Origin of the sequence: Streptomyces zingiberis (assembly GCF_012034935.1) — a bacterium.
Taxonomy (GTDB): domain Bacteria; phylum Actinomycetota; class Actinomycetes; order Streptomycetales; family Streptomycetaceae; genus Streptomyces; species Streptomyces zingiberis.
In genome coordinates, this window is sequence record NZ_JAATEN010000006.1 from 27,004 (window position 1) to 53,569 (window position 26,566).

Annotated in this window: 22 protein-coding genes and 1 pseudogene; 13 read left to right on the top strand and 10 right to left on the bottom strand. The window is 75.1% G+C overall.

The window, feature by feature from the left end; all coding sequences use genetic code 11:
• Positions 1-520: 520 nt before the first annotated feature.
• On the bottom strand, positions 521-853 hold the full coding sequence (locus HCK00_RS09545) for a DUF3817 domain-containing protein (RefSeq protein ID WP_168101395.1): 333 nt from the start codon (positions 851-853) through the stop codon (positions 521-523).
• Between the two features lie 143 nt (positions 854-996).
• On the bottom strand, positions 997-1,506 hold the full coding sequence (locus HCK00_RS09550; protein ID WP_168101396.1) for a MarR family winged helix-turn-helix transcriptional regulator: 510 nt from the start codon (positions 1,504-1,506) through the stop codon (positions 997-999).
• 294 nt (positions 1,507-1,800) lie between these two features.
• Here HCK00_RS09550 and HCK00_RS09555 point away from each other — a divergent pair, with 294 nt between their 5' ends.
• The gene (locus HCK00_RS09555) at positions 1,801-2,805 is read left to right on the top strand and encodes an ArsR/SmtB family transcription factor (RefSeq protein WP_240965431.1); all 1,005 of its coding nucleotides are present in this window, start codon (positions 1,801-1,803) and stop codon (positions 2,803-2,805) included.
• A gap of 319 nt (positions 2,806-3,124) precedes the next feature.
• Here the strand turns inward: HCK00_RS09555 and HCK00_RS09560 are convergent, their stop codons facing one another.
• On the bottom strand, positions 3,125-3,469 hold the full coding sequence (locus HCK00_RS09560; RefSeq protein WP_168101397.1) for a DUF3817 domain-containing protein: 345 nt from the start codon (positions 3,467-3,469) through the stop codon (positions 3,125-3,127).
• A gap of 266 nt (positions 3,470-3,735) precedes the next feature.
• On the opposite strand from HCK00_RS09560, the gene HCK00_RS09565 reads away from it, so the two are divergent.
• The 4 genes from HCK00_RS09565 to HCK00_RS09580 all read left to right on the top strand — a co-directional run bounded on the left by HCK00_RS09565 (position 3,736) and on the right by HCK00_RS09580 (position 6,403).
• Positions 3,736-4,374 carry an AIM24 family protein gene (locus HCK00_RS09565; protein WP_168101398.1) on the top strand — a complete coding sequence of 213 codons (639 nt, stop codon included), beginning with the start codon at positions 3,736-3,738 and terminating at the stop codon, positions 4,372-4,374.
• Positions 4,374-5,024, top strand: a complete 651-nt coding sequence (locus HCK00_RS09570; protein WP_168101399.1) for an AIM24 family protein — start codon at positions 4,374-4,376, stop codon at positions 5,022-5,024. The genes HCK00_RS09565 and HCK00_RS09570 overlap by 1 nt, the downstream gene beginning before the upstream one ends.
• Positions 5,021-5,806 carry an AIM24 family protein gene (locus HCK00_RS09575; RefSeq protein WP_168101400.1) on the top strand — a complete coding sequence of 262 codons (786 nt, stop codon included), beginning with the start codon at positions 5,021-5,023 and terminating at the stop codon, positions 5,804-5,806. Before HCK00_RS09570 ends, HCK00_RS09575 begins: the two co-directional genes overlap by 4 nt.
• Positions 5,807-5,929: 123 nt before the next feature.
• A complete protein-coding gene (locus HCK00_RS09580) occupies positions 5,930-6,403 on the top strand; it encodes a MarR family winged helix-turn-helix transcriptional regulator (RefSeq protein WP_168101401.1) in 474 nt (157 codons plus the stop codon).
• A gap of 362 nt (positions 6,404-6,765) precedes the next feature.
• Here HCK00_RS09580 and HCK00_RS09585 read toward each other — a convergent pair.
• A pseudogene (locus tag HCK00_RS09585) lies at positions 6,766-7,479 on the bottom strand (SDR family oxidoreductase); the annotation flags it as partial.
• A gap of 208 nt (positions 7,480-7,687) precedes the next feature.
• On the opposite strand from HCK00_RS09585, the gene HCK00_RS09590 reads away from it, so the two are divergent.
• Positions 7,688-8,560, top strand: a complete 873-nt coding sequence (locus tag HCK00_RS09590) for a helix-turn-helix domain-containing protein (RefSeq protein ID WP_168101402.1) — start codon at positions 7,688-7,690, stop codon at positions 8,558-8,560.
• A 75-nt stretch (positions 8,561-8,635) separates the two neighbouring features.
• Here HCK00_RS09590 and HCK00_RS09595 read toward each other — a convergent pair whose 3' ends face one another.
• Positions 8,636-10,282, bottom strand: a complete 1,647-nt coding sequence (locus HCK00_RS09595; RefSeq protein ID WP_311765238.1) for a sensor histidine kinase — start codon at positions 10,280-10,282, stop codon at positions 8,636-8,638.
• Between the two features lie 4 nt (positions 10,283-10,286).
• Positions 10,287-10,949 carry a response regulator transcription factor gene (locus HCK00_RS09600; RefSeq protein ID WP_168101404.1) on the bottom strand — a complete coding sequence of 221 codons (663 nt, stop codon included), beginning with the start codon at positions 10,947-10,949 and terminating at the stop codon, positions 10,287-10,289.
• A 206-nt stretch (positions 10,950-11,155) separates the two neighbouring features.
• On the opposite strand from HCK00_RS09600, the gene HCK00_RS09605 reads away from it, so the two are divergent.
• Complete coding sequence (locus HCK00_RS09605; RefSeq protein ID WP_168101405.1) at positions 11,156-11,929, top strand: PepSY domain-containing protein; 774 nt, start codon at positions 11,156-11,158, stop codon at positions 11,927-11,929.
• Between the two features lie 341 nt (positions 11,930-12,270).
• On the opposite strand, the gene meaB is transcribed toward HCK00_RS09605, so the two are convergent.
• Entirely contained in the window at positions 12,271-13,230 is a 960-nt protein-coding gene (gene meaB, locus HCK00_RS09610; protein ID WP_168101406.1) for a methylmalonyl Co-A mutase-associated GTPase MeaB, read from the bottom strand.
• Positions 13,231-13,718: 488 nt separating this feature from the next.
• Positions 13,719-14,921, bottom strand: a complete 1,203-nt coding sequence (locus tag HCK00_RS09615; RefSeq protein WP_206320140.1) for an acetyl-CoA C-acetyltransferase — start codon at positions 14,919-14,921, stop codon at positions 13,719-13,721.
• A 165-nt stretch (positions 14,922-15,086) separates the two neighbouring features.
• Here HCK00_RS09615 and mce point away from each other — a divergent pair, with 165 nt between their 5' ends.
• The 5 genes from mce to HCK00_RS09640 all read left to right on the top strand — a co-directional run bounded on the left by mce (position 15,087) and on the right by HCK00_RS09640 (position 23,785).
• Positions 15,087-15,539, top strand: coding sequence for a methylmalonyl-CoA epimerase (gene mce, locus HCK00_RS09620; protein ID WP_168101407.1), 453 nt, complete (start codon positions 15,087-15,089; stop codon positions 15,537-15,539).
• 268 nt (positions 15,540-15,807) lie between these two features.
• Positions 15,808-19,419, top strand: a complete 3,612-nt coding sequence (scy, locus tag HCK00_RS09625; RefSeq protein WP_168101611.1) for a polarized growth protein Scy — start codon at positions 15,808-15,810, stop codon at positions 19,417-19,419.
• A gap of 137 nt (positions 19,420-19,556) precedes the next feature.
• Positions 19,557-20,492, top strand: a complete 936-nt coding sequence (locus tag HCK00_RS09630; protein ID WP_168101408.1) for a coiled-coil domain-containing protein — start codon at positions 19,557-19,559, stop codon at positions 20,490-20,492.
• Positions 20,493-20,834: 342 nt separating this feature from the next.
• Entirely contained in the window at positions 20,835-22,106 is a 1,272-nt protein-coding gene (locus HCK00_RS09635; protein WP_168101409.1) for an ABC transporter ATP-binding protein, read from the top strand.
• Positions 22,107-22,600: 494 nt separating this feature from the next.
• Positions 22,601-23,785, top strand: a complete 1,185-nt coding sequence (locus HCK00_RS09640; protein WP_206320142.1) for an ABC transporter permease subunit — start codon at positions 22,601-22,603, stop codon at positions 23,783-23,785.
• A 245-nt stretch (positions 23,786-24,030) separates the two neighbouring features.
• Here HCK00_RS09640 and HCK00_RS09645 read toward each other — a convergent pair whose 3' ends face one another.
• Entirely contained in the window at positions 24,031-24,375 is a 345-nt protein-coding gene (locus HCK00_RS09645; RefSeq protein WP_168101411.1) for an Rv1322 family protein, read from the bottom strand.
• Between the two features lie 479 nt (positions 24,376-24,854).
• Here HCK00_RS09645 and HCK00_RS09650 point away from each other — a divergent pair, with 479 nt between their 5' ends.
• Positions 24,855-25,883, top strand: coding sequence for an LLM class flavin-dependent oxidoreductase (locus tag HCK00_RS09650; RefSeq protein ID WP_168101412.1), 1,029 nt, complete (start codon positions 24,855-24,857; stop codon positions 25,881-25,883).
• A gap of 246 nt (positions 25,884-26,129) precedes the next feature.
• On the opposite strand, the gene HCK00_RS09655 is transcribed toward HCK00_RS09650, so the two are convergent.
• On the bottom strand, positions 26,130-26,522 hold the full coding sequence (locus tag HCK00_RS09655; RefSeq protein ID WP_168101413.1) for an SCO5389 family protein: 393 nt from the start codon (positions 26,520-26,522) through the stop codon (positions 26,130-26,132).
• Between the last annotated feature and the right edge of the window lie 44 nt (positions 26,523-26,566).

Below are 26,566 nucleotides of genomic sequence, written 5' to 3' on the forward strand. Positions count from 1 at the left end.
AGAAAGAGGGGGCCGGCCGCTGGGGAACAGCCCCCGGCCGGTGGCACACCGCGTGCCGGCCATCCGTGAGGCGCGCGCGACGGGCGGGGGGCGCTTCCCGGCGCGGGGCCCGCGCGGCGGGCGGGCGCTGCCCGGGCAGCCGCCGGCACCTCTCTCACCTGCGGCGTCGCGGCTGTCCCGGCGCGAGGGCGACTGCGGGACGCGTCGCCGCGGGAGGCGCGGTCACCGGGCGGCGCGGGAGGACGTCACCACACCCGGGAGGAGTTCCGGCCACCGCCGCCAAGCGCCCCGGACCACCGCCGGAGGGGGCCCTCCGAACGTCCGTGTGACGGATGTCCCATCCCCGGGGCAGCGGCGCGCGTCTCCGCCGGAGGATCCCGCGGGCCGGACGGGGTCCGCGGTGGCCTCCCGGCCACCCCGGGCGCGACCGCCCCCGGCCCCCGGCGGAACGGGACGGCACCCGGCCGCCCGCGTCTCCCCCGAAAGGCCGGACGCCCCCGCGGGCCCGGCGCGCGGCCGTTCAGGCCTGCGCCACCACCGGGCCGTCGCGGGTGACCAGCGGTTCCACCTCACGGGTGACCTTGCGCTCAACGAAGAAGGCGACGAACGGGATGGTGCCGGAGAGCAGCACCCACAGCAGCTTGCCGAAGCCCCACTTGGCCTTGGACCCCAGGTCGAAGGCGAAGACCAGGTAGATGATGTACAGCAGACCGTGGGTCTGGGACACCAGGAAGGTGAGGTCCTCACCCTGGCCGAAGCCGTACTTGAACACCATGCAGGTGCTGAGCACCAGCAGCATCACGGCGGTGACGTAGGCCATGACCCGGTACCGGGTCAGCACGCTCTTCTTCATGGCGTCGAGCCTAACCGGAGGGCCCGCGGTGGCCGCCGGGGACCCTGGCTGCCGCCGGGGACCACGGCCTCCGGGCGGGGCCCCTGGCGCCGGGCGGGGAACGTGGCGCCGGGCGGGTGGAGCCGGCAGCCGGCCGTGCCGGGTCAGCTCTCGTCGAAGTCGCCGGCCGCGACGCGCAGCGGGCGGAGGAGGGCGAAGATCTCGCCGCACTCCTCGGCGTCGTAGGCGGTGAGGCCGAAGTCCATCGCCATCAGGTCGCGGGTGGCGGCTTCCACGACCTCGCGTCCCTTGCCGGTGATGGCGGCGAGGGTGCCGCGTCCGTCGTTGGGGTTGGGCCGCTTGCCGACCAGGCCGGAGCGGACCAGCCGGTCCACCGTGTTGGTGACGGAGGTGGGGTGGACCATCAGCCGCTCGCCGATCTTGGACATCGGCAGTTCCCCGGCCTTGCTGAAGGTGAGCAGTACCAGCGCCTCGTAGCGGGCGAAGGTCAGGCCGTACGGCTTCACGACGGCGTCCACCTGTGCGAGCAGGATCTGCTGGGCCCGCATGATCGAGGTGATGGCCGCCATGGACGGCACGGACCCCCATCGCTGCTTCCAGAGGTCGTCGGCTCGGGCGATCGGATCGAACGACAGGCTGAGCGGCTTCGGCACGCCTCGACCTTAGCGGCCCTCCACAGGGCGGTCAGCTCCGTTCCGCATAGCGGTCGCCGTGCCCGCACGCGCCACCGTGGACGGTCCCGGACGGCACCGGAGCAGCCCGGCCACCGCCCCCGTTCCACCGCCCGGCCACGCTCCCCCACCACCCACCCCCCACCGCCGTCAACACGGCGGTACGTCACGGTCGGCCAGGCATGTGACACGGACGGTGGGGTAGATCATTGCCGACATGGTTTCGGACACGGCCGAAGACGGGGCGGCCGGCAACTCCGGCGGAGGGCGGACCGAATGTCGGGCATGTCAGGCGGCGCGTCGTACGAGCTGCGGTTCGGAGCGGGCGGAGTCCCGCGCTGCCGGTTCGCGGTCTCCCCGCTGTGGGAGACGCTGAGCGCGGTGCGCGCCCTGGACCGCCCGGGCGGGCCCGGCACGCGGCTGCCCTGGCTGCGCCGGATCCAGGTGGCGGCCACCGGCCTGGACCTCGCTCCGCTGGCGCTCCTCACCCCCGTGGGCGGCCCGGCCCCCGGCTTCCTCACCCCCCGTCCGGAGGATCCGTACACCCGGATCGACGACGAGCTGTCCCGGGTGCGTACGGCCGACCCGGCCCTGGCCCGCGGGCAGCTGGAGCACGCGCTGACCCGGACCCCGGGCGCGGCCGGCAGCCTGCGCGGACGGCGGATGCTGGACGACCCGGGCCGGGCCGTGAAGGAACTGGCCGACCTGCTGGAGCTGGCCTGGCGGGCACTGATCGAGCCGGACTGGCCGCGCCTGCACGACCTCCTGGAGGCCGACACCGCCTTCCACGCCCGGCGCCTGTCGGACGGCGGGCCGGAGGCCCTGTTCGCCGAACTCCACCCGCACGTGCGGTGGACGGGTTCCGTATCGGCGCTGACGGTGGCAAACGCCGAGCCGGGGCCGCCCGAACCGGAGGACGCCGGGCTGCTGCTGGTGCCGAGCGTGTTCTGCCGGCCGGACCCGCTGGCCGGTGCCGGCGCCCCGTGGCGGCGGGCGCTGGTCTACCCGGCGCGGGGCGCCGGCGGGCTGTGGGAACGCCCCGCCGAACATCCGCCGGAGGTGCTGGCCCGGCTGCTCGGCCGCGGCCGAGCAGCCGTGCTCACCGCGCTGGAGGAGCCGGCGAGCACCACCGGTCTGGCCCGGCGGCTGGGCCTGGCCCCCTCCTCCGTCTCGGCGCATCTGTCGGCGCTGCGCGACGCCGGACTGCTGACCTCGCACCGCTACGGCCACCAGGTGCTGTACGAGCGCACACCGCTGGGGATCGCCCTGGCGGCGGGGTGACGCCCGACGCCGTGGCCGGGTGGGGCGCCTCCCGTCCGGCCGGGCCCGGGAGCCTCACGGCGAATCCGGACCGGCCGGTTCGCCACAGCGGGCAGCAGCATCAGGAACCCTCTCGGGCAGCAGCGCCGGACGCCGGCAGCCGAGACCCGGGCCACCGGCCCCCGCCGGACGGGGGCGGCCTCCCGGCGAACCGGATCAGCGCGCCCCCGGGGCGGAGGCCGACGGCCGGCGACGGGCGGCCCCATGGCGGCCCGGACCACCGTCCCCTCCCGGCCGGCGGCGGAGGCCGGTGGCAGGGCGCGGACGTACCCCCGTCCGGTCAGGCGTTGACGACGCCTTCACGGCGGGCCCGGGCGGCGATGGCGCCGGCCTCCTCCTCGCGGCGCAGCAGCCGCTCGGCGTAGAAGCCCCCGACGGGGATCACCGACAGCACGGTGTAGAGCAGCGGCTTCTTCACGGGCCACTTGGCCCGGTTCCAGGCGTCGGCCAGGACCACCAGGAAGACGACCACCAGCAGGCCGTGCACCGCGCCCATCACCGGAACGGCGTTGAACTCGGTGGTGCGCTTGAGCACCGAGCAGACCAGCAGGACGAGGAAGGAGACGGCCTCGACGGCGGAGACGATACGGAGCCGGCGGATCGCGGCGGCGGTCTTGATGTCCACGGGGAACCTCTCTGGCGGACGGTACGGCCGCGCCGGGGTGTCGGCGGACGGCCGGGGTGGCGGAGCTTGTGAACGGCTGCACAAGCAGTCCCATTCTGACAGCAGGGCCCGGCGGAGGGCCGCCGGGGTGGCGGGTGGGGCGCGTCCGAGGGGGCGCCGCCGGCGCCACGGCCCGGAGCCGGCGAGGTGTCTCCGGCAGGAGCCGGGACCGCCTCCTGCCGGAGACACCCTGTCGGGAGGGCCCCCGCTGCGGATACGGTCAGGGCGTGGCGCAGTTCCGATTGCAAGGCAGCAAAGTACTCGCCGTCGACCTGGCCGGGGAGTCCGTCAAGGCCAGGAACGGCGCGATGATCGCGTACGACGGCCGGATGGACTTCAAGAAGCTGACCGGGGGCGGCGAGGGCCTGCGGGGGATGGTCACCCGCAGGCTCACCGGGGAGCAGATGGAGATGATGGAGGTACGGGGGGAGGGCACCTGCTGGTTCGCCGACCGGGCCACGGAGATCAACCTGGTCCCGTTGCGCGGCGAGAAGCTCCATGTGGAGGCGAGCAATCTGCTCGCGGCCGACGCGGGACTCCGCACGGGCACGGTCTTCACCGGGCTGCGCGGGGCGTCCCAGGGGAACGGGCTGTTCACCACGGTGGTGGAGGGCACCGGCCAGGCGGCGATCACCTCCGACGGCCCGGCCGTGGTGCTCCGGGTGGCGCCCGGCCATCCGCTGCGGGTGGACCCGGGGGCGTACGTCGCCCACACGGGCAAGCTGCGCCAGGAGCTGCAGACGGGAGTGACCTTCCGCACCGTGATCGGTGAGGGCTCCGGGGAGGCGTTCCAGATCCGCTTCGAGGGTGAGGGCCTGGTCTGGGTGCAGCCCAGCGAGCGGAACACGGTCGGGGGGCAGCTCTGATGGCGTTCCGGGAGATCAACGCGAAGCTGGTCGAGGCGCGGGTGACGCCCGGCACGAAGCTGTTCAGCCAGCGCGGGGCCATGATCGCCTACCGGGGTCAGGTCACCTTCACCCCCGATCTGACCGGCGGGCAGGGCGGCGTGCTGTCGATGATCGGCCGCCGGGTGGCGGGGGAGGCGGCACCGCTGATGACCGTCGAGGGCGACGGCACGGTGATGTTCGGCCACGGCGGTCACGAGATCCAGGTCATCGAGCTCTCCGGGGACACCCTCCACGTCGAGGCGGACCGGCTGCTGGCCTTCGACGGCTCCCTGGGCCGGCAGACGGTGTTCCTCGGCTCGCAGGGCGGGGTGATGGGCATGGTGCGCGGGCAGGTCACCGGCCAGGGCCTGTTCACCACGGCGCTCAGCGGCCACGGCTCGGTGGCGGTGATGGCGCACGGCGGGGTGATCGAGCTGCCGATCCGCACGGGCCGGCCCGTGCGCGTCGACCCGCAGGCGTACGTGGCGCACCACGGGGACGTGCGCAACAAGCTCACCGCGGCGCTGGGCTGGCGCGAACTGGTCGGCCGCGGCTCGGGGGAGGCCTTCCAGCTCGAACTCTCGGGAAGCGGCATGGTGTACGTCCAGGCATCGGAGGAGAAGCTGTGACCGGCCCGGTGGTGTACGACCCGCAGACCCTGCCGGCCGACGACAACGTGGACGCCTACACCTTCTGCGTGGCGCTGGACGGCCAGTGGTTCCTCCAGAAGGGGAAGATGATCGCCTACTACGGGGAGATCACCTTCGACGGCGTCGGCCACGGCCGTCTCGACCGGCTGGTGGCGGGCAGCTTCCACTCCCCGCTGCACGCCGCGGACTGGGTGGTGGCCGAGGGCCGGGGCCGGATGCTCCTCGCCGACCGGGCCTTCGACGTCAACTCCTTCGACCTGGAGGACGGGAACCTCACCATCCGGTCGGGGAACCTGCTGGCCTTCCAGCCGGGGCTGTCGCTCAAGCAGTCGATCATCCCGGGCTTCCTCACCCTGATCGGGACGGGGAAGTTCGTGGCCGCCTCGAACGGCCCGGTGGTCTTCGTGGAACCACCGATCCGGGTGGACCCGCAGGCGCTGGTGGGCTGGGCCGACTGCCCCTCGCCGTGCCACCACTACGACCACGGATATCTCCGCGGGGTGCTGGGCGGCGTCCGGGCGCTGACCGGGATCGGCGGGGCGTCCGGCGAGGAGCACCAGTTCGAGTTCACCGGCGCCGGTCAGGTGCTGCTGCAATCCACGGAGCAGTTGCTGGACGAGCGCGCGACGGGCGGCGTCCCCGGGGAGCCGGGGGTGCCGGGCGGCGGCCACCGGGCGGGGCCGTCCGGTGCTCCGGGAACCCCCGGAGGGCCGCAGTCCCCCGGCGGCCTGGGGGGTCTGCAACGCCGCTTCGGTCTGTGAGCAGCGCCACGCGGAATGTAACGTAATCCGAACACCTGCCCTGATCCGGCCGGGGGCGAGAACGCCGGCGGGGGCAGTCCGCCATTGGTCCGTAATTCAACTTTCTTTGGGTAGAATATACATATGGAGACCGAGACGGCCACCCGCTGGCTCACCGATGAGGAACAGCGCGCCTGGCGCACCCATCTGGACGTCAGCAGACTGCTGACGCACCAACTGGAGAAGGATCTGCAGCCGTTCGGCCTGACCATCAACGACTACGAGATCCTGGTCAACCTCTCCGAGTCCGCCGGGCTGCGGATGCGGATGAGCGATCTGGCCGGTGCCACCCTCCAGTCGAAGAGCAGACTCTCGCACCAGATCACCCGCATGGAGACCTCGGGTCTGGTCCGCCGGGAGAACTGCGAGTCCGACCGCCGCGGCCTGTACGCGGTCCTCACCGACCACGGGGCGGAGGTCATGCGGGAGGTCGCGCCGCACCATGTGGCCTCCGTACGGCGCCACTTCATCGACCTGATGCCGGCCGGTGACCTGGAGGCGCTGCGGAGGACGCTCACCCCCGTCGCCGAACACCTCCGCGAGCAGCGGGCGGGGTGACCCCGGCCGGGGGACACCCCCGGACCCATGGAGGAGGCGGGCGTACCGCTTCCGGGTCCGGGGCGTCCCCGCGAGCGTGAGACCGAGGGGCCACGGCTCCGGATCGTCCGTGGCGCCGCCGTACGGCCGGTCGCCACGGACGTCCTGTGTCCACCCGGGCCCTCCGCGCGGTGGGCCGTTCCGATGCCGTTCCGTGGCCGCCCCGTGCGGTGGCGGGCCCGGTCCGCGCGGACGGCCGCCAGGACGGCGGGACGAGGGCAGGACGGCCCCCGGACGCGGCCCCGCCAGCCCTGGCGGGTGGGGAGAACGGCCACCTGCTGCAGGTTCACGTGGCGGGGCAGCGCCGCGGTGAAGGCGACGATCTCCGCTATGTCCTGCGGCCGCAGGAACTCGATGTCCCCCTCCGCCCCGGCGTACCAGTCCCGGGCGCCCTGATCGGTCACCTTCTCCCACAGGTCGGTGCCGACGATGCCCGGCTCCAGGGCGCTGACCCGCACGTCCTTCGGCCCCAGTTCGGTCCGGAGGTGCCGGGTGAGGTGGGAGACGAACGCCTTGCTCGCCCCGTAGACCGCGAAGGTCGGGAAGAGGTACTGCGCGGCGATCGACGAGGTGTTGACCAGATCGGCGGGCTCCCCCGCCGCGGCTGCAGCGACCAGATCGTCCACGAAGGTGTTCAGCGTGGTCAGAGCGGCGGTGATGTTGATGTCCACCTGCTGCTGCCACTGGTCGGCGCGGTGCTCGGTCACCGGTCCCGGGAGCATGATGCCCGCGTTGTTGAAGACCAGGTTGGGGCGGCCGAGTTCGGCGCGGATCCGCTCGGCGGCCCGGACGACCGCGTCGGGGTCGGTCACATCGACGGTCAGCGCGAGGGCCGTGCCGCCGTCGGCCGTGATCCGCCGCGCGAGGCTCTCCAGCTTGTCGGTGCTCCGTGCCAGCAGGGCGACCTTGGCGCCGCGGGAGGCGAGCACCTCCGCCGTGTGGGCACCGATCCCGCCCGAGGCGCCGGTGACGACGGCGACACGGCCTTCCAGGGAGGAGAGGACCGTCTTGGTGGTCGGAACCGTCTTGGTGGTCATGGGAGTGTCAGCCTTTCGTGGTCCGCTGGTGCGCGAGGGCCCGGTCCGGGTCCTCCGCCGGCGCGAGGGCCCGGTCAGGGGCTCCCGGCTCCTCCACACAACCACCGCCCGGCCGCTCGGAAAGCGGTGTGCCGGTCCCTCCCGGGGCTGGTACCGACAGGGCCACTTTGCGGTGGTTCGACCTGCCTCCGGCGCCGATACTGGAACGGTGGAGCACACCAAGGAGATCGCCGACTTCCTGCGCGGCAGGCGCGCCCGGCTCACGCCCGGCGAGGCCGGGCTGACCGACGACGGGCGCGCCCGCCGGGTCCCCGGCCTGCGCCGTGACGAGGTCGCGCGGCTGGCGGGGGTGAGCTCCGAGTACTACACCCGGCTCGAACAGGGGCGGTCCGCCAATCCCTCGCCGGAGGTGCTGGACGCCCTGGCCCGCGCGCTGCGCCTGGATGAGACCGAGCGCGAGTACCTGTCCGGCCTGTGGGCCCGGAAGCGCGGCGCCCGCCGCACGCCCGAGCCTCCGCAGCGGATACGGCCGGGCGTGGGCCTGACCCTGGACGCCCTCGAACGCGTGCCGGCGTTCGTGCTCGGGAGGCGTACCGAGGTGCTCGCGTCCAACCGGCTCGCGCGGGCCGTCCTCACCGACTTCGACGCCCTCCCCGCGACGAAGCGGCAGCTCGCCCGGTGGACACTGCTCGATCCGGAGGCCCGCGAGCGCTGCCTCGACTGGGAACGGCTCGCCGCGGACACCGTGGCCATCCTGCGCTTCGAAGCCGGCCGCCACCCCGGCGACCGGCGCCTGGCCGATCTGGTCGGCGAACTGACCCTCGGCTGCCCCGAGTTCACGGGCTGGTGGAACGACCACCGGGTGCTCCTGCGCACCCACGGCACCAAGCGCTACCACCACCCCGACGCGGGCGACCTCACCTTCGCCTACGAGTCCTTCGCCATCCCCGGCAGCCCGGGCCAGACCCTCTGCGTCTACAACGCCGAACCGGGCTCGGCGACCGCGAGGGCGCTCCGCTTCCTCGGCGACTGGGCCACCCCGCACCCGGACACGGAGACGGACACGGCCCAGGCGGGGTGAGACCCGAACTCCGGGGGGGGGAACCGGGTCACTTACCTGCCGGGAGGGGCCGGGACGGCGGTGGCGAGGGGACCGTCACCCGGCCAGCGGCAGCCGCAGCCGGAACACCGCACCGCCGGCCGCTTCCAGGGTGCCGCCGTGGCGCACCGCGATGTCGCGGGCGATGGCCAGGCCCAGTCCGGCTCCGCCGTCGTCGCGGCTGCGCGCGTCGTCCAGCCGGACGAACCGGTCGAAGATCCGCTCCCGCTGGTCCGCCGGTACGCCGGGGCCGTCGTCGGACACCTCCAGCACCGCGTGGCCGTCTTCCGCGCGGAGGACGGCCGACACCTCGGTCCGGGCATGACGGACGGCGTTGTCCAGGAGGTTGCCCAGGACGCGCGCCAGCCGGTTCCGCGAGCCGGAGACCGCGTACCCGCCGGGTTCCTGGGGTCCACGGGGCTCCTGAGGCCCGCCGGGGCCGCGCTCGGACGACTCCCCGGCTCCGCCGCCCTGCCCGGGAGAGCCGCCGTCCGCCCGGCCCCCGCCGTGCCCGCCGGCCTCTCCGGACCCGCCCGGACCGGGGCCGTCCCCGTCCCGGATCACCACCCGCACCGGGACCGGGTCCCGGCGCCGTGACACCTCCTCGCGGAGCAGGCCGCCGAGGTCCACCCGCGTCTCCGGTGGCCGCTCCCCCGCGTCCATCCGGGCCAGCAGCAGCAGGTCCGCGGCGAGCCCCTGGAGCCGCACCGTGTCGGCGACCGCGCCGGGCACGTCCAGCAACCCGGGATGGGCCTCGCCGACCTCCAACTGCGTCCGCAGGCTGGCGATCGGGGACCGCAACTCGTGGGAGGCGTCGGCGACGAACCGCCGCTGCCGCTCCACGGAGGCCTCCAGCGCGGCCAGCGTCTCGTTGGTGGTCCGGGCCAGCCGTTCGACCTCGTCCCCGGAGTCGCTCACCGGCACCCGGCGGGACAGATCGGCCGAGGCGGTGATCGCGGCCATCTCACCGCGGATGCCCTCCACCGGGCGCAACGCCCGCCGGGTGGTCAGCCAGGTCGCCCCGGCCACCACGGCCAGCAGGGCCGGCAGGCCGGCCAGCATCGCGGTGCGAACGGTGCCCACGGCGTCCTGCTCGGTGGTGAGCGGCGCGCCCGCGTGGACGGTCAGGGACACCTCGCGCGGGGTGGTGGCCTCCACGGACGCGAAGCGGTAGTCCGCCGTCCCGCCGTCCACGGTGGCGGTGCCGGAGCGGAGTTCGGTGTCGTCGGAGACCTCGCCGGGGCCGTTCCCGTCGTCGCTCCCGTCCGCACCGTTCCGATCGTCGTCGTCACCGCCACCGTCGCCGTCACCGTCGCCGTCGCCGTCACCGTCACCGTCCGCCGGCCCGGCGTGGTTCCCGCCGCCCCCGTCGCCGCCTCCGGCCGCGCGGGCGGGTACGGCCCCGTCGTCGCCCGTGCCGTGCACCGCCTCCAGCCCTTCGGTGGAGGCGCGCAGGCGGCCCTCCTCGTCGACGACGAGGACCGGGGTCTCCTCGTCGGGGAGTTCCAGCCCGTCGTACGACTCCCCCGTGGCCAGCTGGGCGGCGACGTCCCGGGCCGCGAGCCGCGCCTCCAGGTCGGCCTTGCCGACCAGCTCGGCGCGGAGCACCCACAGCACCGCGATCCCCGCCGCCACCAGGGCCGCCGCCACCACCAGCGTGGCGCCCAGCGCGGCCTTGGCGCGCACCGACCGGAAGCCGCGCACGCGCCTAGCCATCGGAGACCAGCCGGTATCCCGCGCCGCGGACGGTGGCGATCCGGGAGGCGCCGAGCTTGCGCCGGAGCGCGCTGACGTAGACCTCGACGATGTTGGGGTCCCCCTGGTAGGCGAAGTCCCAGACGTGCTCCAGGATCTCGCTCTTGGAGACGACCTCGCCCGAGCGGGTCACGAGCTGTTCCAGCACCGCGAACTCCTTGGCGGTGAGGGCGATCTCCTCGTCCCCGCGCCGGACGCGCCGGGCGGCGGTGTCGACGGTGAGGGATCCCGCGGTGAGGACGGGCGAGGCCGTGCGGCCCCGGCGCCGCAGCAGGGCCCGCACCCGCGCGACGAGGACGACGTAGGAGAACGGCTTGGTCAGGTAGTCGTCGGCGCCGGTGTCCAGCCCCTCGGCCTCGTCGTACTCGCCGTCCTTGGCGGTCAGCATGAGGATCGGCACCTCGGCGCCGGCCTCGCGCAGCGCGGCGCAGACGCGGTAGCCGTTCAGCCCGGGCAGCATGATGTCCAGCACCACCAGGTCGTACACGCCTTCGAGCGCGCGGTGCAGCCCCTCCCGGCCGTCGTGCACCACGTCCACGGCGAACCCCTCCGCCGTGAGCCCCTTGGCCAGCGACAGAGCGAGGCGCTTCTCGTCCTCCACGATCAACAGACGCACACCCCCAGTCTCGCGCACCGGACCTGAAGGAAACTTCAGCCGCCTTCAGGAGGGCTTCAGCAACGTTCCGGCACGGTGGGATCACCACGGCGGGGCCGGGCACCGGACCCCACCGGACGGACCGGCCGGCGGGCCGGACCGATCGACTTCGAACACCCGATCGGTACAACCCGCCGGTCACCCGCACCTACCCAGAGGAGGCAGTCATGGCATCCACGACGTCCAGGACACCCAGGAAGCGGAACCTCGTCATCGCGTCGGTCGCGGCGCTGGCCCTGGCCGGAGGCGGTACGGCGTTCGCCGTGGCCGGAACCGGCGGCGGGGGCGGGAGCGACCGGGCCGCGGACACGTCCCCGGCGGGCGCCCCGGCGGCCGGCGACGACGACGGGGACCGCGACGACCGGGACGACCGGGACGATGATCAGGACCGGGACGACGACCGGGACCGCGCCGGGGACGACCGCGACGACACCCCCCGGAACGCCGAGGGCGTGAAGCTGAGCGTGGCCGAGGCCGTCCGCGCGGCCCTGGAGAAGCACCGGGGCACGGCCGACTCCGCCGAACTGGAGTCCGAGGCCTCCGGTCCGGTGTGGGAGGTCGGCGTGCTGGGCGGCCAGGGCACCAGCTACGAGGTCCGGATCGACGCGGGCAGCGGCAAGGTGCTCGGCTCCACCGAGGACCGCGAGACCGAGGCCGACGACCGCGCCGAGGACGAGGCGGAGCGGAAGACGATCGCGGGCGCCGGGACGGACCTGGGCGGGGCCGCCGAGGCCGCGCTGAAGAAGGCTCCGGGGACGGTCACCTCGGTCGAGTTCGAGGACGCCGACGACGACGGGACCGACGCCGACGACCGCGACCGGGCCGTGGGCCGGGACGGCGCCTGGGAGGTCGAGGTCCTCGGCAAGGACGGCACCACGCGCGATCTGCTGGTCGACGCCGGGAACGGCAAGGTCACCGCGGCACCGGGCGGGAACGGCTGACCGGCGCACCCCGCGGCGGCGGCCACCCGGGGACCCGCCGGCGGGCACCCCGGCCCGGCGAGACAGCCGGGCCGGGCAAGGCAGCCGGGTCGGGTGAGACGGCCCGGCTGGGCGAGGTAGCCGGGCCGGGCAAGGTAGCCAGGCCGGGTGAGACGGCCCGGCTGGGCGAGACGGCCCGGCCGGGCAAGGCAGCCGGGGCCGGGTGGGACGCAGGCCACCGGCCGGTCCCCCGGCCCCGCCGCCCCTCCCCCACACCGGCCCCGGCCCTCGGTCATGCGCTCCCGGTCATGCGCTCTCGGTCATCCGTTCTCGGTCATCCGTTCTCGGTCATCCGTTCTCGGTCATCCGTTCTCGGTGACCCCCGCGACCAGTTCGTCCGCCGCCGTCCAGGGGTCCAGCGTGCCTTCGGTGATGCGCGCGGCGAGGGCCTCCAGGCGCCGGTCGCCGCGGAGGTCGCCGATCCGCTCCCGGAGAGCGGTCACGGCGATGGTCTCCACCTCGCGGGCGGCCCGGGCGCGGCGCCGTTCGCCGAGGACGCCCCGCTCGTCCATCCAGGCGCGGTGTTTCTCCAGCGCCTCGACCAGCTCGTCGAGCCCCTCGCCCCGCGCGGCGACGGTCTTCACGATCGGCGGCCGCCAGTCGCCGGGGGCGCGGGCCTCCCCGAGGCCCAGCATGTGGTTGAGCTCGCGGGCGGTGGCGTCGGCGCCGTCCCGGTCGGCCTTGTTGACCACGTAGACGTCACCGATCTCCAGGATCCCCGCCTTGGCGGCCTGGATCCCGTCGCCCATGCCGGGGGCGAGCAGCACGACGCTGGTGTCGGCCTGGGAGGCGATCTCCACCTCGGACTGGCCGACGCCGACGGTCTCCACCAGCACCACGTCACACCCGGCGGCGTCCAGCACGCGGATCGCCTGCGGCGCGGCCCAGGCCAGGCCGCCGAGATGGCCGCGGGTGGCCATGGAGCGGATGTAGACGCCGGGATCGGAGGCGTGGTCGCCCATCCGTACCCGGTCGCCGAGGAGCGCGCCGCCGGAGAACGGCGAGGAGGGGTCCACCGCGAGGACCCCGACCCGCCTGCCCGCCCTGCGGTACGCGGAGACGAGCGCCGAGGTGGAGGTGGACTTGCCGACACCGGGCGAGCCGGTCAGCCCGACGACGTACGCGTTGCCGGTGAGCGGTGCGAGGGCCGCCATCACTTCGCGGAGCTGCGGCGACGCGCCCTCCACCAGGGAGATCAGCCGGGCCACGGCGCGCGGGCGGCCCTCCCGCGCCTGCTCGACCAGGGTGGGGACGTCGACCATCGGTTCGGTGCTCCGTATCTCTCCGGGATCTGTGCGGAGTGTCTCTCCGTGATCTCTGCGGACCGGGTTCTCCATGCATTCTCCGTGCAATGCGCGGGGCATCCCCGTGGCATGTGGCAGTGCCGTGGAATTCCGGTGGAATCCCGGCGGAGTTTCCGCCGGGGGTGCCGGGGTCTCCTGTGAAATCCGCGGGGGAATACCGGGGAGACCTCTCCGGGACATCTCCCCGGAATCCCGCCACTCCCTCCACGCCCTCATCGGATCTCCGCCGCCGTCCCGGTGCACCGGCGGCGGAGATCCGATGAGGCCACTTCCGGCGGCGGGGCCGGGCGGTTCCCGTGGGCGGGCGATCCGGCGGGCCGGACGCGCTCCGGACGGCGTTCCGGGGATCGTCACCCGGTGAGGCGCCACCCCGTGTTGCGCCCCCGCCGGCCCCGGCCGCCGGGCCCCGGCTCACGCCGGCACGGGCCCCGCGGCCGGGGCGCCGCTCACTTCCCCGGCACCCGGAGGATCAGGGCGTCACCCTGTCCGCCGCCGCCGCACAGCGCCGCCGCTCCGGTGCCGCCGCCGCGCCGCCGCAGCTCCAGGGCCAGGTGGAGCACGATGCGGGCGCCGGACATGCCGATCGGGTGACCGAGGGCGATCGCGCCGCCGTTGACGTTGACCTTCTCGGGGCCGACGCCGAGGTCCTTCATGGACTGCGCGGCGACCGCCGCGAACGCCTCGTTGATCTCGATCAGGTCGAGGTCGTCCACCGTCAGACCGTCCTTGCCCAGCGCGTGCCGGATGGCGCCCGAGGGCTGCGAGTGCAGGGAGTTGTCCGGTCCGGCCACGTTGCCGTGGGCGCCGATCTCGGCGATCCACTCCAGGCCCAGCTCCTCGGCGCGGGCGCGGCTCATCACGACCACGGCGGCGGCGCCGTCGGAGATCTGCGAGGCCGAGCCGGCGGTGATGGTGCCGTCCGCCGCGAACGCGGGACGCAGCCTGCCCAGCGACTCCGCGGTGGTGTCGGGCCGGATGCCCTCGTCCTCGGAGAAGATCACCGGGTCGCCCTTGCGCTGCGGGACCTCCACCGGGGTGATCTCCGCGTCGAAGAGGCCGTTCTTCCGCGCCGCGGCGGCCCGCCGGTGGGAGGCCGCCGCGATCTCGTCCTGCTCGGCGCGGCCGATGCCCAGCCGGGCGTTGTGCCGCTCGGTGGACTCACCCATGGCGACCTGCTCGAAGGAGTCCGTCAGCCCGTCGTGCGCCATCGAGTCCAGCACCTCCACCGCGCCGTACCGGTAGCCCTCGCGGGACCGGGGCAGCAGGTGCGGGGCGTTGGTCATGGACTCCTGGCCGCCGGCGACGACCACGTCGAACTCGCCGGCCCGGATGAGCTGGTCGGCCAGCGCGATGGCGTCCAGCCCGGAGAGGCAGACCTTGTTGACGGTCAGCGCGGGGACGCTCATGGGGATGCCGGCCTTGACGGCCGCCTGCCGGGCGGGGATCTGCCCGGCACCCGCCTGGAGCACCTGCCCCATGATCACGTACTGCACCTGGTCCCCGCCGATGCCCGCCCGGTCCAGGGCGGCCTTGATGGCCACCCCGCCGAGGTCGGCGCCGGAGAAACCGCGCAGGGAGCCGAGCAGACGCCCCATGGGCGTGCGGGCGCCCGCGACGATCACGGAAGGGGTACCGGTCGTGGCAGTCATGAAGCGGTCCTTTCGGACGGGAGCAGCCTTCCGGGGCGCGGCGGTCCCGCGGAGGTGAACGAGGGTTCACCTCAATGTACTGAGCGGTACCGGCCCGGGTCACCGGTCGGTGGGTGTGATCGCGCGCACGTTGCGTAGTCATGCGGAGGGCGGTGCACTGGACCCATGCTGACCCGTATCGACCACATCGGAATCGCCTGTTTCGACCTCGACCGGACGGTCGAGTTCTACCGCGCGACCTACGGTTTCGAGGTCCACCACACGGAGACCAACGAGGAGCAGGGGGTGCGCGAGGCCATGCTGAGGATCAGCGGGACCTCCGACGGCGGCGCCTCCTACCTGCAATTGCTGGAGCCCGTCCGGGAGGACTCGCCGGTCGCCAAGTGGCTGGCGAAGAACGGCGAGGGGGTGCACCACATCGCCTTCGGCACGGCCGACGTGGACGCCGACGCCGCCGCCGTCCGGGACAAGGGCGTCCGCGTCCTCTACGACGAGCCGCGCACCGGCTCCATGGGCTCGCGGATCACCTTCCTCCACCCGAAGGACTGTCACGGCGTGCTCACGGAACTCGTCACCGCCCGGGACCCGGAGAGCGGCACCGGCGGTCACGGCCACTGACCGCACCTGCCCCCGGCCGGTAGAGTGGCCGTTCGGCCGGGGTTGTGGGGCCCGTGGCGTTCCAGGCTGTGCCCACTTCCCCGCCGACGATCTGACACCATTCCCCGGAAGGCGCACGTCCCGGCAGGCAACCCTTCGCCCGTTGAAGGCATCCTGGTTCCGGAACGTACCTTCCTCGGAAGGGCTGTGAGATCGGAGAACGGGCCGGCGCCTGATCGGGCAGGGCAGCGCCGGTGTCGACGCGACCAGGGGACGGATGGACCGCGCAGTGCGGGGCTACGACCGCTACGAGGCTGACGACCACCTCTCGAAGTTCGAAGCCGAGATGGAGCGGCTGAAGACCGAGCGGGAGAAGGCCGTCCAGCACGCCGACGACCTCGGCTACCAGGTCGAAGTGTTGCGCGCCAAGCTGCACGAGGCGCGCCGCACCATCATGTCCCGGCCCGCCTACGACCACGGCGATCTCGGTTACCAGGCCGAGCAGTTGCTGCGGAACGCCCAGATCCAGGCCGACCAGCTCCGCACCGACGCCGAGCGGGAGCTGCGCGAGGCGCGCGCCCAGACCCAGCGCCTGCTCCAGGAGGCCGCCGAGCGCCAGGCCCGGCTGGAGGCCGAGCTCCACGGCGAGGCGGTGGAGCGCCGCCGCCGGCTGGACGAGGAGCTGGCGGAGCGGCGCCGGACCGTCGAGGCGCACGTCAACGAGAACGTCGCCTGGGCCGAGCAGCTCCGCGCCCGTACCGAGGCGCAGGCCCGCCGGCTGCTGGAGGAGTCCCGGACGGAGGCCGAGCAGTCGCTGGCCGCCGCCCGCAGCGAGGTGCAGCGCCTCACCGAGCAGGCCCGGGAGCGGCTCGGCAGCCAGGCGGAGGCCGCCCGCTCCGAGGCGGAGCAGATGCTGCGCCGGGCCCGGCAGGACGCCGAGCGGCTGCTGAACGCCGCGTCCAACCAGGCCCAGGAGGCCGCCGACCACGCCGAGCGGCTGCGCACCTCCACGGTCGGCGAGTCGGAACAGGCCCGCCGGCAGTCCGCGGAGCTCACCCGCGGGGCCGAGCAGCGCATGAAGGAGGCCGAGGAGGCGCTGCGCACCGCGCGCGCCGAGGCCGAACGGCTCCGGGAGGAGGCCGAGGCGGAGGCCGCCCGCAAGCTCAGCGGCGCCGAGTCCGCCAACGAGCAGCGGACGCGCACCGCCAAGGCCGAGATCGCCCGCCTGGTGACGGAGGCGACCAAGGAGGCCGAGGCCCTCAAGTCCGAGGCCGAGCAGATCCGTGCGGACGCCGAGGAGGCCGCCGAGCGGATGCGCGCGGAAGCCGAGGAGGCGGCCCGCTCCAAGGTCGCCGAGGACTCCGCCGCCCAGCTCGCCAAGGCCGCCCGCAGCGCCGAGGAGCTGCTGTCGAAGGCCGCCGAGGACGCCAAGGACACCACGCGCGCCGCCACCGAGGAGGCCGAGCGGATCCGCCGCGAGGCCGAGGCCGAGGCGGCCCGGCTGAGCAGCGAGGCCGCCGACGCGGCCGAGCAGGTCAAGGGCGCCGCCCAGGACGACACGAAGGAGTTCCGCGCCAAGACGGTCGAACTCCAGGATGAGGCCCGACGGTTGCGCGGCGAGGCCGAGCAGGCGCGGGCGGACGCCGTCGCGGAGGCCGAGCGGCTGCGCACCGAGGCCCGCCGCGAGGCCGCCCAGCGGATCGAGGAGGCCGCCAACCAGGCCGAGGAGCTGCTCTCCCAGGCCAAGTCGGACGCCGAGGAGCTGCGCAACGGCGCCAGCTCCGACAGCGAGCGGGTCCGCACCGAGGCCATCGAGCGCGCCACGAATCTGCGGCGGCAGGCCGAGGAGGCGCTGGAACGCGCCCGCGGCGAGGCCGAGGAGCTGCGCAAGGAGGCGCTGGCCCAGGCCCGGAAGACGGCCGACCAGGCGGTGGAGGAGGCGGCCCAGCTCCGGGAGGAGGCCGAGCAGGCCGCCCGCGACCGGCGCGCCGAGGCCGCCGCCGAGCTGGAGCGGCTGCGCACGGAGGCCGAGGAGCGGCTGGCCTCCGCCGAGGAGGCGCTGAGCGAGGCGCGCGGCGAGGCGGAGCGGCTGCGCCGGGAGGCCGTGGAGGAGGCCGAGCGGCTGCGGGCCGAGGCCGCCGAGCGGCTGCGCGCGCTCCAGCAGCAGGCCGAGGAGGAGGCCGAGCGGGTCCGCGGCGAGGCGGTGTCCGACGCCTCCGCGGCGCGCGCCGAGGGTGAGGCGGTGGCCGTGCGGCTGCGGTCGGACGCCCTCGCGGAGGCCGAGGAGCTGCGCGCCCAGGCCCAGGAGACGGCCGACCGCATCCGCGCCGAGGCGACCGCCGCGGCCGAACGCCTCGGCACCGAGGCCGCCGAGGCGCTGGGCGCCGCCCAAGAGGAGGCGGCCCGCCGCCGCCGGGAGGCGGAGAAGCTCCTCGGGGACGCCCGGGAGGAGGCCGAGGAGGAGCTGCGCCGCGCCCGCGAGCAGTCCGAGGAGCTGCTGGCCTCCGCCCGCAAGCGGGTGGACGAGGCCCAGTCCGAGGCGGCGCGGCTGCTGCGGGAGGCCGAGCGGCGCTCCGCCGAGATGGTGGACGCGGCCGAGCAGACGGCCCAGCAGGTGCGGGATTCCGTCGCCGGGCTGCACGAGCAGGCCGAGCAGGAGATCGCCGGGTTGCGGTCGGCCGCCGAGCACGCGGCCGAGCGCACCCGCGCGGAGGCCCAGGGCGAGGCGGACCGGGTCCGGGCCGACGCCTACGCCGAGCGGGAGCGGGCCTCGGAGGACGCCACCCGGCTCCGCCAGGAGGCCCGGCAGGAGAACGACGAAGCCAAGGCGATGGCCGACCGGACGGTTTCGGAGGCGATCGAGGAGTCGGAGCGGCTGCGCGCCCGGTCCCGCGAGGAGGCCAACAAGCGGCGTTCGGACGCCGCGGAGCAGGCCGACCGGCTGCTGTCGGAGGCCGGCGAGGAGTCCGAGCGGCTGCGCCGGGAGGCCGCCGAGACGGTCACGGCCGCCCAGCAGCACGCCGCCCGCGTCCGCGCGGAGACGGAGCGCGCCACCGCGGAGGCCGAGGCCCTCGCGGAGCGGCTGCGCCGGGAGGCCCAGGAGGAGGCCGACCGGACGCTGGACGAGGCCCGCAGGTCCGCGGCGCAGCGCCGGTCGGACGCCGCCGAGCAGGCGGACCAGCTCGTCGCGCAGGCGCGGGAGGAGGCGCTGCGGTCGGCGACCGCGGCCGAGGAGCAGGCGGACACCATGGTGGGCGCCGCCCGCCGGGAGGCCGGCCGGCTCGTCGACGAGGCGACCGCCGAGGGCAACGGCCTGGTCGAGCGGGCCCGTACCGACTCCGACACCATGCTGGCCGAGGCCCGCCGGGACGCCACCGCCATCCGGGAGCGCGCCGAGGGGCTGCGCCGCCGCATCGAGTCGGAGATGGAGCAACTGCACGAGCGGGCCCGCCGGGAGGCCGCGGAGACCGTGAAGGCGGCCGGTGAGCGGGCGGACAAGCTGGTCGCGGCGGCCACCCGGCAGGCCGAGGAGGCCGAGCGCAAGGCCGAGAAGCTGGTCGCGGACGCGAACGGCGAGGCCGGCCGGGTCCGGATCGCGGCGGTGAAGAAGGCCGAGGCGCTGCTGAAGGAGGCCGGGCAGAAGAAGGCCGAGATCGAGCGCGAGGCGGAGAAGGTACGGGCCGACGCGGAGGCCGAGGCCAAGCGGACGGTCGACGAGGGCCAGCGCGAGCTGGAGATCCTGGTCCGCCGGCGCGAGGACATCAACGCCGAGATCTCCCGGGTCCAGGACGTCCTGGAGGCCCTGGAGTCCTTCGAGGCGCCGGGGGCCGCCGGGGCCCCGAACGGGGTGAAGGCGACGGCCGGGTCGGCCCGCGCCGGCGGCAAGAGTTCCGAAAGCTGACCGATCGGAAACGCGGAGCCCAAAAGGAGGCCCATTCTCCACATCAACCGTGCAACGACTCGATGACACGCCGTACCGGCGCCTAGGATTCGGCCTATCACCTCACCGGCTCTCTCAGTCTCTTCGACAGGAACCTCATGAGCAGCGACACTTCCTCCCCCTTCGGCTTCGAGCTCGTGCGGCGTGGATACGACCGCGGCCAGGTGGACGACCGCATCACGAAGCTGGTCGCCGACCGCGACAGTGCCCTGACGCGCATCAACGCCCTGGAGAAGCGGATCGAGGAACTGCATCTCGAAACGCAGAACGCCCAGGCCCAGCTCAACGACAGCGAGCCGTCCTACGCCGGTCTCGGAGCCCGGGTCGAGAAGATCCTCCGCCTCGCCGAGGAGGAGGCCAAGGACCTGCGTGACGAGGCCCGCCGCGCCGCCGACCAGCACCGTGAGCTGGCCGAGTCCGCCGCGCAGCAGGTCCGTCACGACGCCGAGAACTACGCCACCGAGCGGAAGCAGAAGGCCGAGGACGAGGGCGCCCGCATCGTCGACCGCGCCAAGGGCGACGCCTCCACCCTCCGTGCCGACGCCCAGAAGGACGCCCAGGCCAAGCGCGAGGAGGCGGACGCCCTCTTCGAGGAGACCCGCGCCAAGGCCGCCCAGGCCGCCGCGGACTTCGAGACGAACCTGGCCAAGCGGCGCGAGCAGTCCGAGCGCGACCTGGCCTCCCGCCAGGCCAAGGCGGAGAAGCGGCTCGCGGAGATCGAGCACCGCGCCGAGCAGCTCCGGCTGGAGGCGGAGAAGCTCCGCACGGACGCCGAGCGCCGGGCCCGCCAGACGGTGGAGACCGCCCAGCGCCAGGCCGAGGACATCGTGGCCGACGCCAACGCCAAGGCCGACCGGATCCGCAGCGAGTCCGAGCGGGAGCTGGCGGCGCTCACCAACCGCCGCGACAGCATCAACGCCCAGCTGACCAACGTCCGCGAGATGCTGGCCACGCTGACCGGTGCCGCCGTGGCCGCGGCCGGCTCCGCGGGCGACGACGAGACCGCGACCGTCCCGGCCCAGCAGCGCGGCTGACCCCCGCCGGGCCGTTTGCCGTACCGCGCCCCCCGCCGCCGTCATCCGGTGGCGGGGGGCGCGGCGCTGTGGTGCCCGGCCGGCGACCGGATGGCGCCGGGGTGGGATCGTGACGGGGACGGGCGCGGGGCCGCTCCCGCACGCCGGGGAACGCCCCGGGATCGCGGGGCGGAGCGGTGGACCGGCGAAGGGGCGGAGGGGCCGGGTGGCCGGCGGGGCCGGGGGCCGGCCGGAGGGGGCCACGGGAGGCGGGCGCGTCGCCGGTACCCTCCTAGGACCCGGGGGACGCCGACGTTCACGCAGGCACCAGGCCGCCGGGGACCATCCGGCGAGGGGCGGAGAATGATCGAGGCAGTCGGCCTGACGAAGCGCTACGGCGCCAAGACGGCCGTGTACAACTTGTCCTTCCAGGTGCGGCCCGGGGTCGTCACCGGGTTTCTGGGGCCGAACGGCTCCGGCAAGTCGACGACCATGCGCATGATCCTGGGGCTGGACGCACCGACCAGCGGCCATGTGACCATCGGCGGGCTGCCGTTCCGGCGGGTGCCCAACGCTCCCCGCCAGGTGGGGGCATTGCTGGACGCCAAGGCGGTGCACGGGGGCCGCAACGCGCGGAACCACCTCCTCGCCCTCGCCCAGCTCTCCGGCATCCCCGCGCGCCGGGTCGACGAGGTGCTCGGCCTCGTGGGCCTGCACGACGTGGCGAAGCGGCGCTCGGGTGGCTTCTCCCTCGGCATGGGGCAGCGTCTGGGCATCGCCGGCGCGCTGCTGGGCGACCCGCAGGTGCTGCTCTTCGACGAGCCGGTCAACGGACTCGACCCCGAGGGCATCCTGTGGGTGCGGAACCTGATGAAGGGCCTCGCCGCCGAGGGCCGCACCGTGTTCGTCTCCAGCCATCTGATGAGCGAGATGGCGCTGACCGCGGACCATCTCATCGTGATCGGCCGGGGCCAGCTGATGGCCGATATGAGCGTCAAGGAGTTCATCTCCCGTCACTCGACCGGCTACGCCCGGGTCCGGACCCCGGAGGGCGCCCCGGAGCAGCGGGAGAAGCTGACGGCGGTGGTGAACGAGGCGGGCGGCCAGGTGGCGCCCGAGCAGGACGGTGCCCTGCGCGTCTCCGGGCTGCCGCTGCCGCGGATCAGCGACCTGGCGCACGACGCCGGGGTGCGGCTGTGGGAGCTGTCACCGCACCAGGGCTCGCTGGAAGAGGCCTACATGCAGATGACGCAGGGGGCGGTGGACTACCGCTCCTCCTCCGACCCGCGGGCCGGGCTCCAGCAGCCGGGCCCCGGGCCGATGGGGCAGCCGGGTCCGGCGGGGGCCATGGGACCGGGCGGGCCGACGGGTCCCGCGGGCCCCGGTCAGCTTCCCCCGGGCGGATATCCACCGCCCCAGGGCGGCTACGGCCCGCAGCCCGGCGGCTACCCGCCCCCCGGGGCCGCACCGGGGCAGCCGTACGCGGCCGGAGCGCCGCAGACCGGTACCGCGGCCGGAGCGCCGCAGTTCGGCACCGCGGCCGGAGCGCCGCAGCCCGGCCCGTACGGGCCGCCGCCCACCGCCCCCGGAGCCGCTCCCGAGATGACGAAGCGTGACAGCGAGGACGCCCGATGACCACCCCTCAGCAGCCCCAGTCCGGTACCCCGGCCACGCCGCCGCAGGCCCCGCCGCCGGACGGCCCCGCCGGGACCGCGCACGGATCGGCCACCGGCCCCGCCGTTCCCCCCGCCGCCCCGGCGTCCCCGCCCGCGCGGCCCTCCGGGGCGCCGGACGCAGGCGCCGCGGGTGCGCCGGACGCGGGCGCCGCGGGTGCGCCGGACGGGGCTGAGGCGCCCTCGCCGGCCACCGCCGTGCTGCGCAGGGTCACCGCCGGATCCGACGGACCGGCGGCGTCCCGGGAGGACTCCGCGAGCTCCTCCGAGCCCGCGGCCGCCGCGCCGGGGTCCCCCGGGGCGCCGGACACCTCACCGGCGCCACCGGCCCCGGAACAGGCCCCGTCCGGGGCGGATGCCGTGTCCGCCCCCGCCGGCGCCGGGGCGGACACGGGGTCGCCGGGTGCCGGGCCGGACCCGTCCGGGGCGGCCGCCCCGCCGGCGCCGGCCGGGCCCATGCCGGCCGCCGCCGCGCCGTACGGCGCTCCCGGTGCCCCGGAGGGGCCGCCGCACCAGCCGTCCGCCCAGGGCGCGCAGGGTGCCCCGGGAGCCCAGCAGTTCGGTGCTCCGCACCCGCACTACCGGCCCCCGCACCCGCAGCAGGCCCCCCACCAGGTACAGGCACAGACCCAGCCGCCGGCCCAGCCGCAGTCCGGATACGGCCACCCCCAGCCGGCGGCCTCCGTCCCGCAGCCCGGTGGGGCCCCGCAGCCGCACGCGCAGGCACCGGTACCGCCACCGTCCGGGTACGGCCACCCCCAGCAGGCGACCGCCCAGCAGGTGCCGTCCGGGCAGCCCGGTTACGGCCACCCGCACCAGGGCCAGGGCGCGGGCCAGGCGTCGCCGGCCGCCATGGGCTACCGGTCACCGATCCCGGTGCGGAACACCCACCTCGGGCACGCCCTGGCCGCCGAGTGGACCAAGATCCGTACGGTCCGCTCCACGGTCTGGACGCTGACCGTGATGGCGGTGCTCGTCCTCGGCATCGGCTTCCTGGTGAACAACTTCACCGAGACCAGCGACTACGACGCGAACCCGCCCATCATGAACGGGCTGTTCGGGCTGATCCTCGGCCAGATCTGCGTGGTCACCCTCGGCGTGCTGGTGATCTCCTCGGAGTACGGCACCGGCCTGATCCGCACCACGCTCACCGCCGCCCCGCGCCGCTCCCGGGTGCTGACCGCCAAGGTGCTGGTCTTCCTCGCCGTCTCGTGGACGGTCACCACGGTGGTCTGCGCGCTCACCGCCCTCATGGGCACCGCGATGCACAACGGACCGGGGGTGGCGGAGGCCACCGCCTCCGAATGGGCCGGCGCCACCGTCTGGGCCGGTCTGTATGTCGCCCTGCTCGGCGTGCTGGCGATGGCCGTCGGTGCCATGCTCCGCCACTCGGCCGGAGCGATCACCGCCATGCTCGGGGTGGTCCTCCTGCCCGCGATCCTCCCGGCGTTCATGATGTTCTCCGAGAGCATGCGGCCCGCGGCCGAGAAGATCCTGGAGTACAACGCGATCAACTCCCTGGCCGCCCTGCACCAGGTGACCGGCGACGGTGACGGGATGAGCCAGCTGCTGCTGCTCGCCGGGGTCACGGCGGTGGCCCTCGCCGGCGCGTACACCCTGCTGGAGCGGCGGGACGTCTGACCGCCGGTCCCGGCGCCGGCTGGTCACCGGCGCCGGGACCGGGCCGTCACACCGGGCTCCACAGGGGGCTCCACAGCGGGCCGCCACCCCGGTCCCTCACAGGGGCCCGCGGTCACCGGGCCGCGCGCGGTCGAGTCGCGCGCGGCCCGGTGCCGCCGTTCCGCACCCGTCCGTTCCGCACCCGTCCGCCGGGCCGTACCGGCCCGGTCCCGCCGGTCCCGCCGGACGCGCCGGGGCCTCGGCGTTCAGTAACGCGGCGCGTTACGGGACCGCTGCACCCGAGTGGTGCGGCGGTCCCGGGCGTTCCAGCAGGCGCGGTGCCAGTGCCGCCGGTCGTCCACCGGGCGCAGCCGGGCCCAGGCCACCACATGCGGCACGCCGGGCGGGATCTCCTGGTCACAGCCGGGGCAGCGGTAGTGCTTCGCGGCCGTCGGCCCCCCGACGGGGCGTACCACCCACTCCTCGCCCTGCCAGGTCACCGTGGTGCCCCAGCCGCCGCCGAGCGGCGCCTCCTCCTCGGCTCCGCCGCGTCCGGCGCCGGTACGGGAAGGGCTGCTGCCGCCACGGGGGCGGTTACGACGCGGGGACACGGGGCACCTCTCGTCTCGGTCTCCGGCGTGGACGGTCTTCCGCCACCCAAGCCTACGCGCCGGCACGCTCCCGGCGTCCGGAACTCCCCGGATCCTCCCGGAACCTCCGCGAGGCTTCCGGCCCCGTCCGGGCCCCGCGCCACAGAACCGCAGGCCCCACGGAAGCGCCCCACCCCGCCGCCCCAACTCGCCCGGTCCCCCGAACCACGGGGAGCCCGGAACCCCGGCCCGCCCCGCCGACCCCCCCGTTCGGATACGCAGATGATCGGGCAAATTCCCCGGCGGGCCGTTGCCCCGGACATGGATCGGACGTTGTTGCCAGTGGAACGGCCGCCCCAAGGGCCGGCGGGGGGTGCCGGGCGTTCACGGCCCCGGCGCGAGGAGACGGAGACGCGATGCGGGTGGGAGCGTACGGCCAGCCGACAACCGGCGGAGGCGCCCCGGAACTCACACCCCCGGCGCGAGGAGGCAGAGGCGCGATGCGGGTCGGAGCGTTCGTCCTGGCGGCCCAGTTCCCGGGCCAGGGGGCGGGGGAGGCGCTGCGCCGCGCGGTGCGTACCGCCGAGGAGGCCGAGGCGGCGGGGCTCGACGCGGTGTGGCTCGCGGAGCACCACTTCGTCCCGTACGGGGTCTGCCCGTCCGCCGTGACGCTGGCGGCGCTGCTGCTCGGCCGCACCCGCCGGATCCGGGTCGGGACGGCGGTGAGCGTGCTGCCCACCCTTCACCCCGTCCAACTCGGCGAGCAGGCCGCGCTGTTGCACCTGCTCTCCGGTGGCCGCTTCACCCTGGGCGTCGGGCGCGGCGGCCCGTGGGTGGATCTGGAGGTCTTCGGGGCGGGGCTGCCCGCGCACGAGCGGGGCTTCCCGGAATCCCTGGACCTGCTGTTGCGCTGGCTGAGCGAGCCGGCCGTGGGCGCCGCCGGCGAGCGGTACCGCTTCCGCGAGGTCCCGGTCGTCCCCCGGCCGGACGACCTTCCGGAGCGGCCGGAGGGCCCGCCGGTGCTGGTGGCGTGCACCTCGCGGCGGGGTGTGCGGCTGGCCGCCGAGCGCGGGCTGCCGATGCTGCTGGGGATGCACTGCGGGGACGAGGAGAAGGCCGAGATGGTGGCCTTCTGGCAGCGGTGCGCCCGGGAGGCGGGGCGCGGCGCGGGGGAGATCGCGGCGGCGGGACACGTGTCCGCGGGCGTCGCCCAGGTCGGCGACTCCCGTGCGGACGCCGTGGAGACGCTGCTCAAGGCGATGCCCGGCTGGCTCCGTCAGGGGCTTGGGGCCCATGTCACCGTCGACGGCCGGCCGCGCCGGATGCGGGATCCGCACGCGTACACCGAACTCCTCTGCGCGCTGCACCCGGTGGGACCGCCGCGGCTCTGCGCGGACCGGCTCGCGGCCACCGCCGAGCGCACCGGCATCACCCGCTTCGCCCTGCTGGTGGAGGGGTCGGGGGAGACAGCGGCCACGGAGCAGAACGTCCGGCGGCTCGGCCTGGACGTGCTGCCCCTGCTCGGGTAGGGGAGAGCGCGGGAGGGACGGCCGTGGCCCGGCCGGGGCCGGCGGAGAACCCGGGGGATGGCCGGCCGGGGCCACGGACCCCGGCGGGGCTCCTCTCCCCCGTCGCCCGTTCCCGCCCCGTCGCCCCGTCTCCCCCGTCGCCCGTTCCCGCCCGTCGCCGCCGGGCCCTGCGCCCCACCGGCCGTGGGCCGGCCGCCGCCCCGCCCGGAGGGGTCCCCGGTGCGGGTGCGGGGCGGCGGGCCGGGATCAGCAGTCGCGCAGGGTGGGCGACTGGTTGAGGATCTGGCCCCGCACGGAGGTGAAGCGGGCGAGACGCTCGTCCGCCGACGCGTCGAGCGGGAAGACGGCCACCCGGTGGCAGTTCTGGAAGGCCAGGCGGACCCCGAAGTGCCGTTCGAGGGCGCCGCGTATCGCGTTGCTGGCCAGGGCGCGGAGCAGCTGGCCGCGGGCCCGTTCGTCCGGCGGCGGCACCTGGTTGTCGGCGAACTCCCCCCCGTCGACCTTGAGCTGGGCCACCAGAGAGCTGATCATCTCCCATGCGTACGGCAGGGAGGTCCGGACGCAGTCGACGAACTCCTTCTCGTCGACCTCGCCTCGCTCGGCCTGTTCCAGCAGGGCCGGTGAGACGTCCAGCGACATGGGGTTCTCCTCTCGCGACCCCGCGGGGTCCTCGGACGGCGAAA

What these genes read in the sequence shown, in the direction of transcription:
- HCK00_RS09545 (WP_168101395.1), bottom strand. Translation starts at nt 853, where the DNA reads ATGAAGAAGAGCGTGCTGACCCGGTACCGGGTCATGGCCTACGTCACC.
- HCK00_RS09555 (WP_240965431.1), top strand. Translation starts at nt 1,801, where the DNA reads ATGTCGGGCATGTCAGGCGGCGCGTCGTACGAGCTGCGGTTCGGAGCG.
- HCK00_RS09570 (WP_168101399.1), top strand. Translation starts at nt 4,374, where the DNA reads ATGGCGTTCCGGGAGATCAACGCGAAGCTGGTCGAGGCGCGGGTGACG.
- HCK00_RS09580 (WP_168101401.1), top strand. Translation starts at nt 5,930, where the DNA reads ATGGAGACCGAGACGGCCACCCGCTGGCTCACCGATGAGGAACAGCGC.
- HCK00_RS09605 (WP_168101405.1), top strand. Translation starts at nt 11,156, where the DNA reads ATGGCATCCACGACGTCCAGGACACCCAGGAAGCGGAACCTCGTCATC.
- meaB (WP_168101406.1), bottom strand. Translation starts at nt 13,230, where the DNA reads ATGGTCGACGTCCCCACCCTGGTCGAGCAGGCGCGGGAGGGCCGCCCG.
- HCK00_RS09615 (WP_206320140.1), bottom strand. Translation starts at nt 14,921, where the DNA reads ATGACTGCCACGACCGGTACCCCTTCCGTGATCGTCGCGGGCGCCCGC.
- mce (WP_168101407.1), top strand. Translation starts at nt 15,087, where the DNA reads ATGCTGACCCGTATCGACCACATCGGAATCGCCTGTTTCGACCTCGAC.
- HCK00_RS09630 (WP_168101408.1), top strand. Translation starts at nt 19,557, where the DNA reads ATGAGCAGCGACACTTCCTCCCCCTTCGGCTTCGAGCTCGTGCGGCGT.
- HCK00_RS09635 (WP_168101409.1), top strand. Translation starts at nt 20,835, where the DNA reads ATGATCGAGGCAGTCGGCCTGACGAAGCGCTACGGCGCCAAGACGGCC.
- HCK00_RS09640 (WP_206320142.1), top strand. Translation starts at nt 22,601, where the DNA reads ATGCCGGCCGCCGCCGCGCCGTACGGCGCTCCCGGTGCCCCGGAGGGG.
- HCK00_RS09650 (WP_168101412.1), top strand. Translation starts at nt 24,855, where the DNA reads ATGCGGGTCGGAGCGTTCGTCCTGGCGGCCCAGTTCCCGGGCCAGGGG.
- HCK00_RS09655 (WP_168101413.1), bottom strand. Translation starts at nt 26,522, where the DNA reads ATGTCGCTGGACGTCTCACCGGCCCTGCTGGAACAGGCCGAGCGAGGC.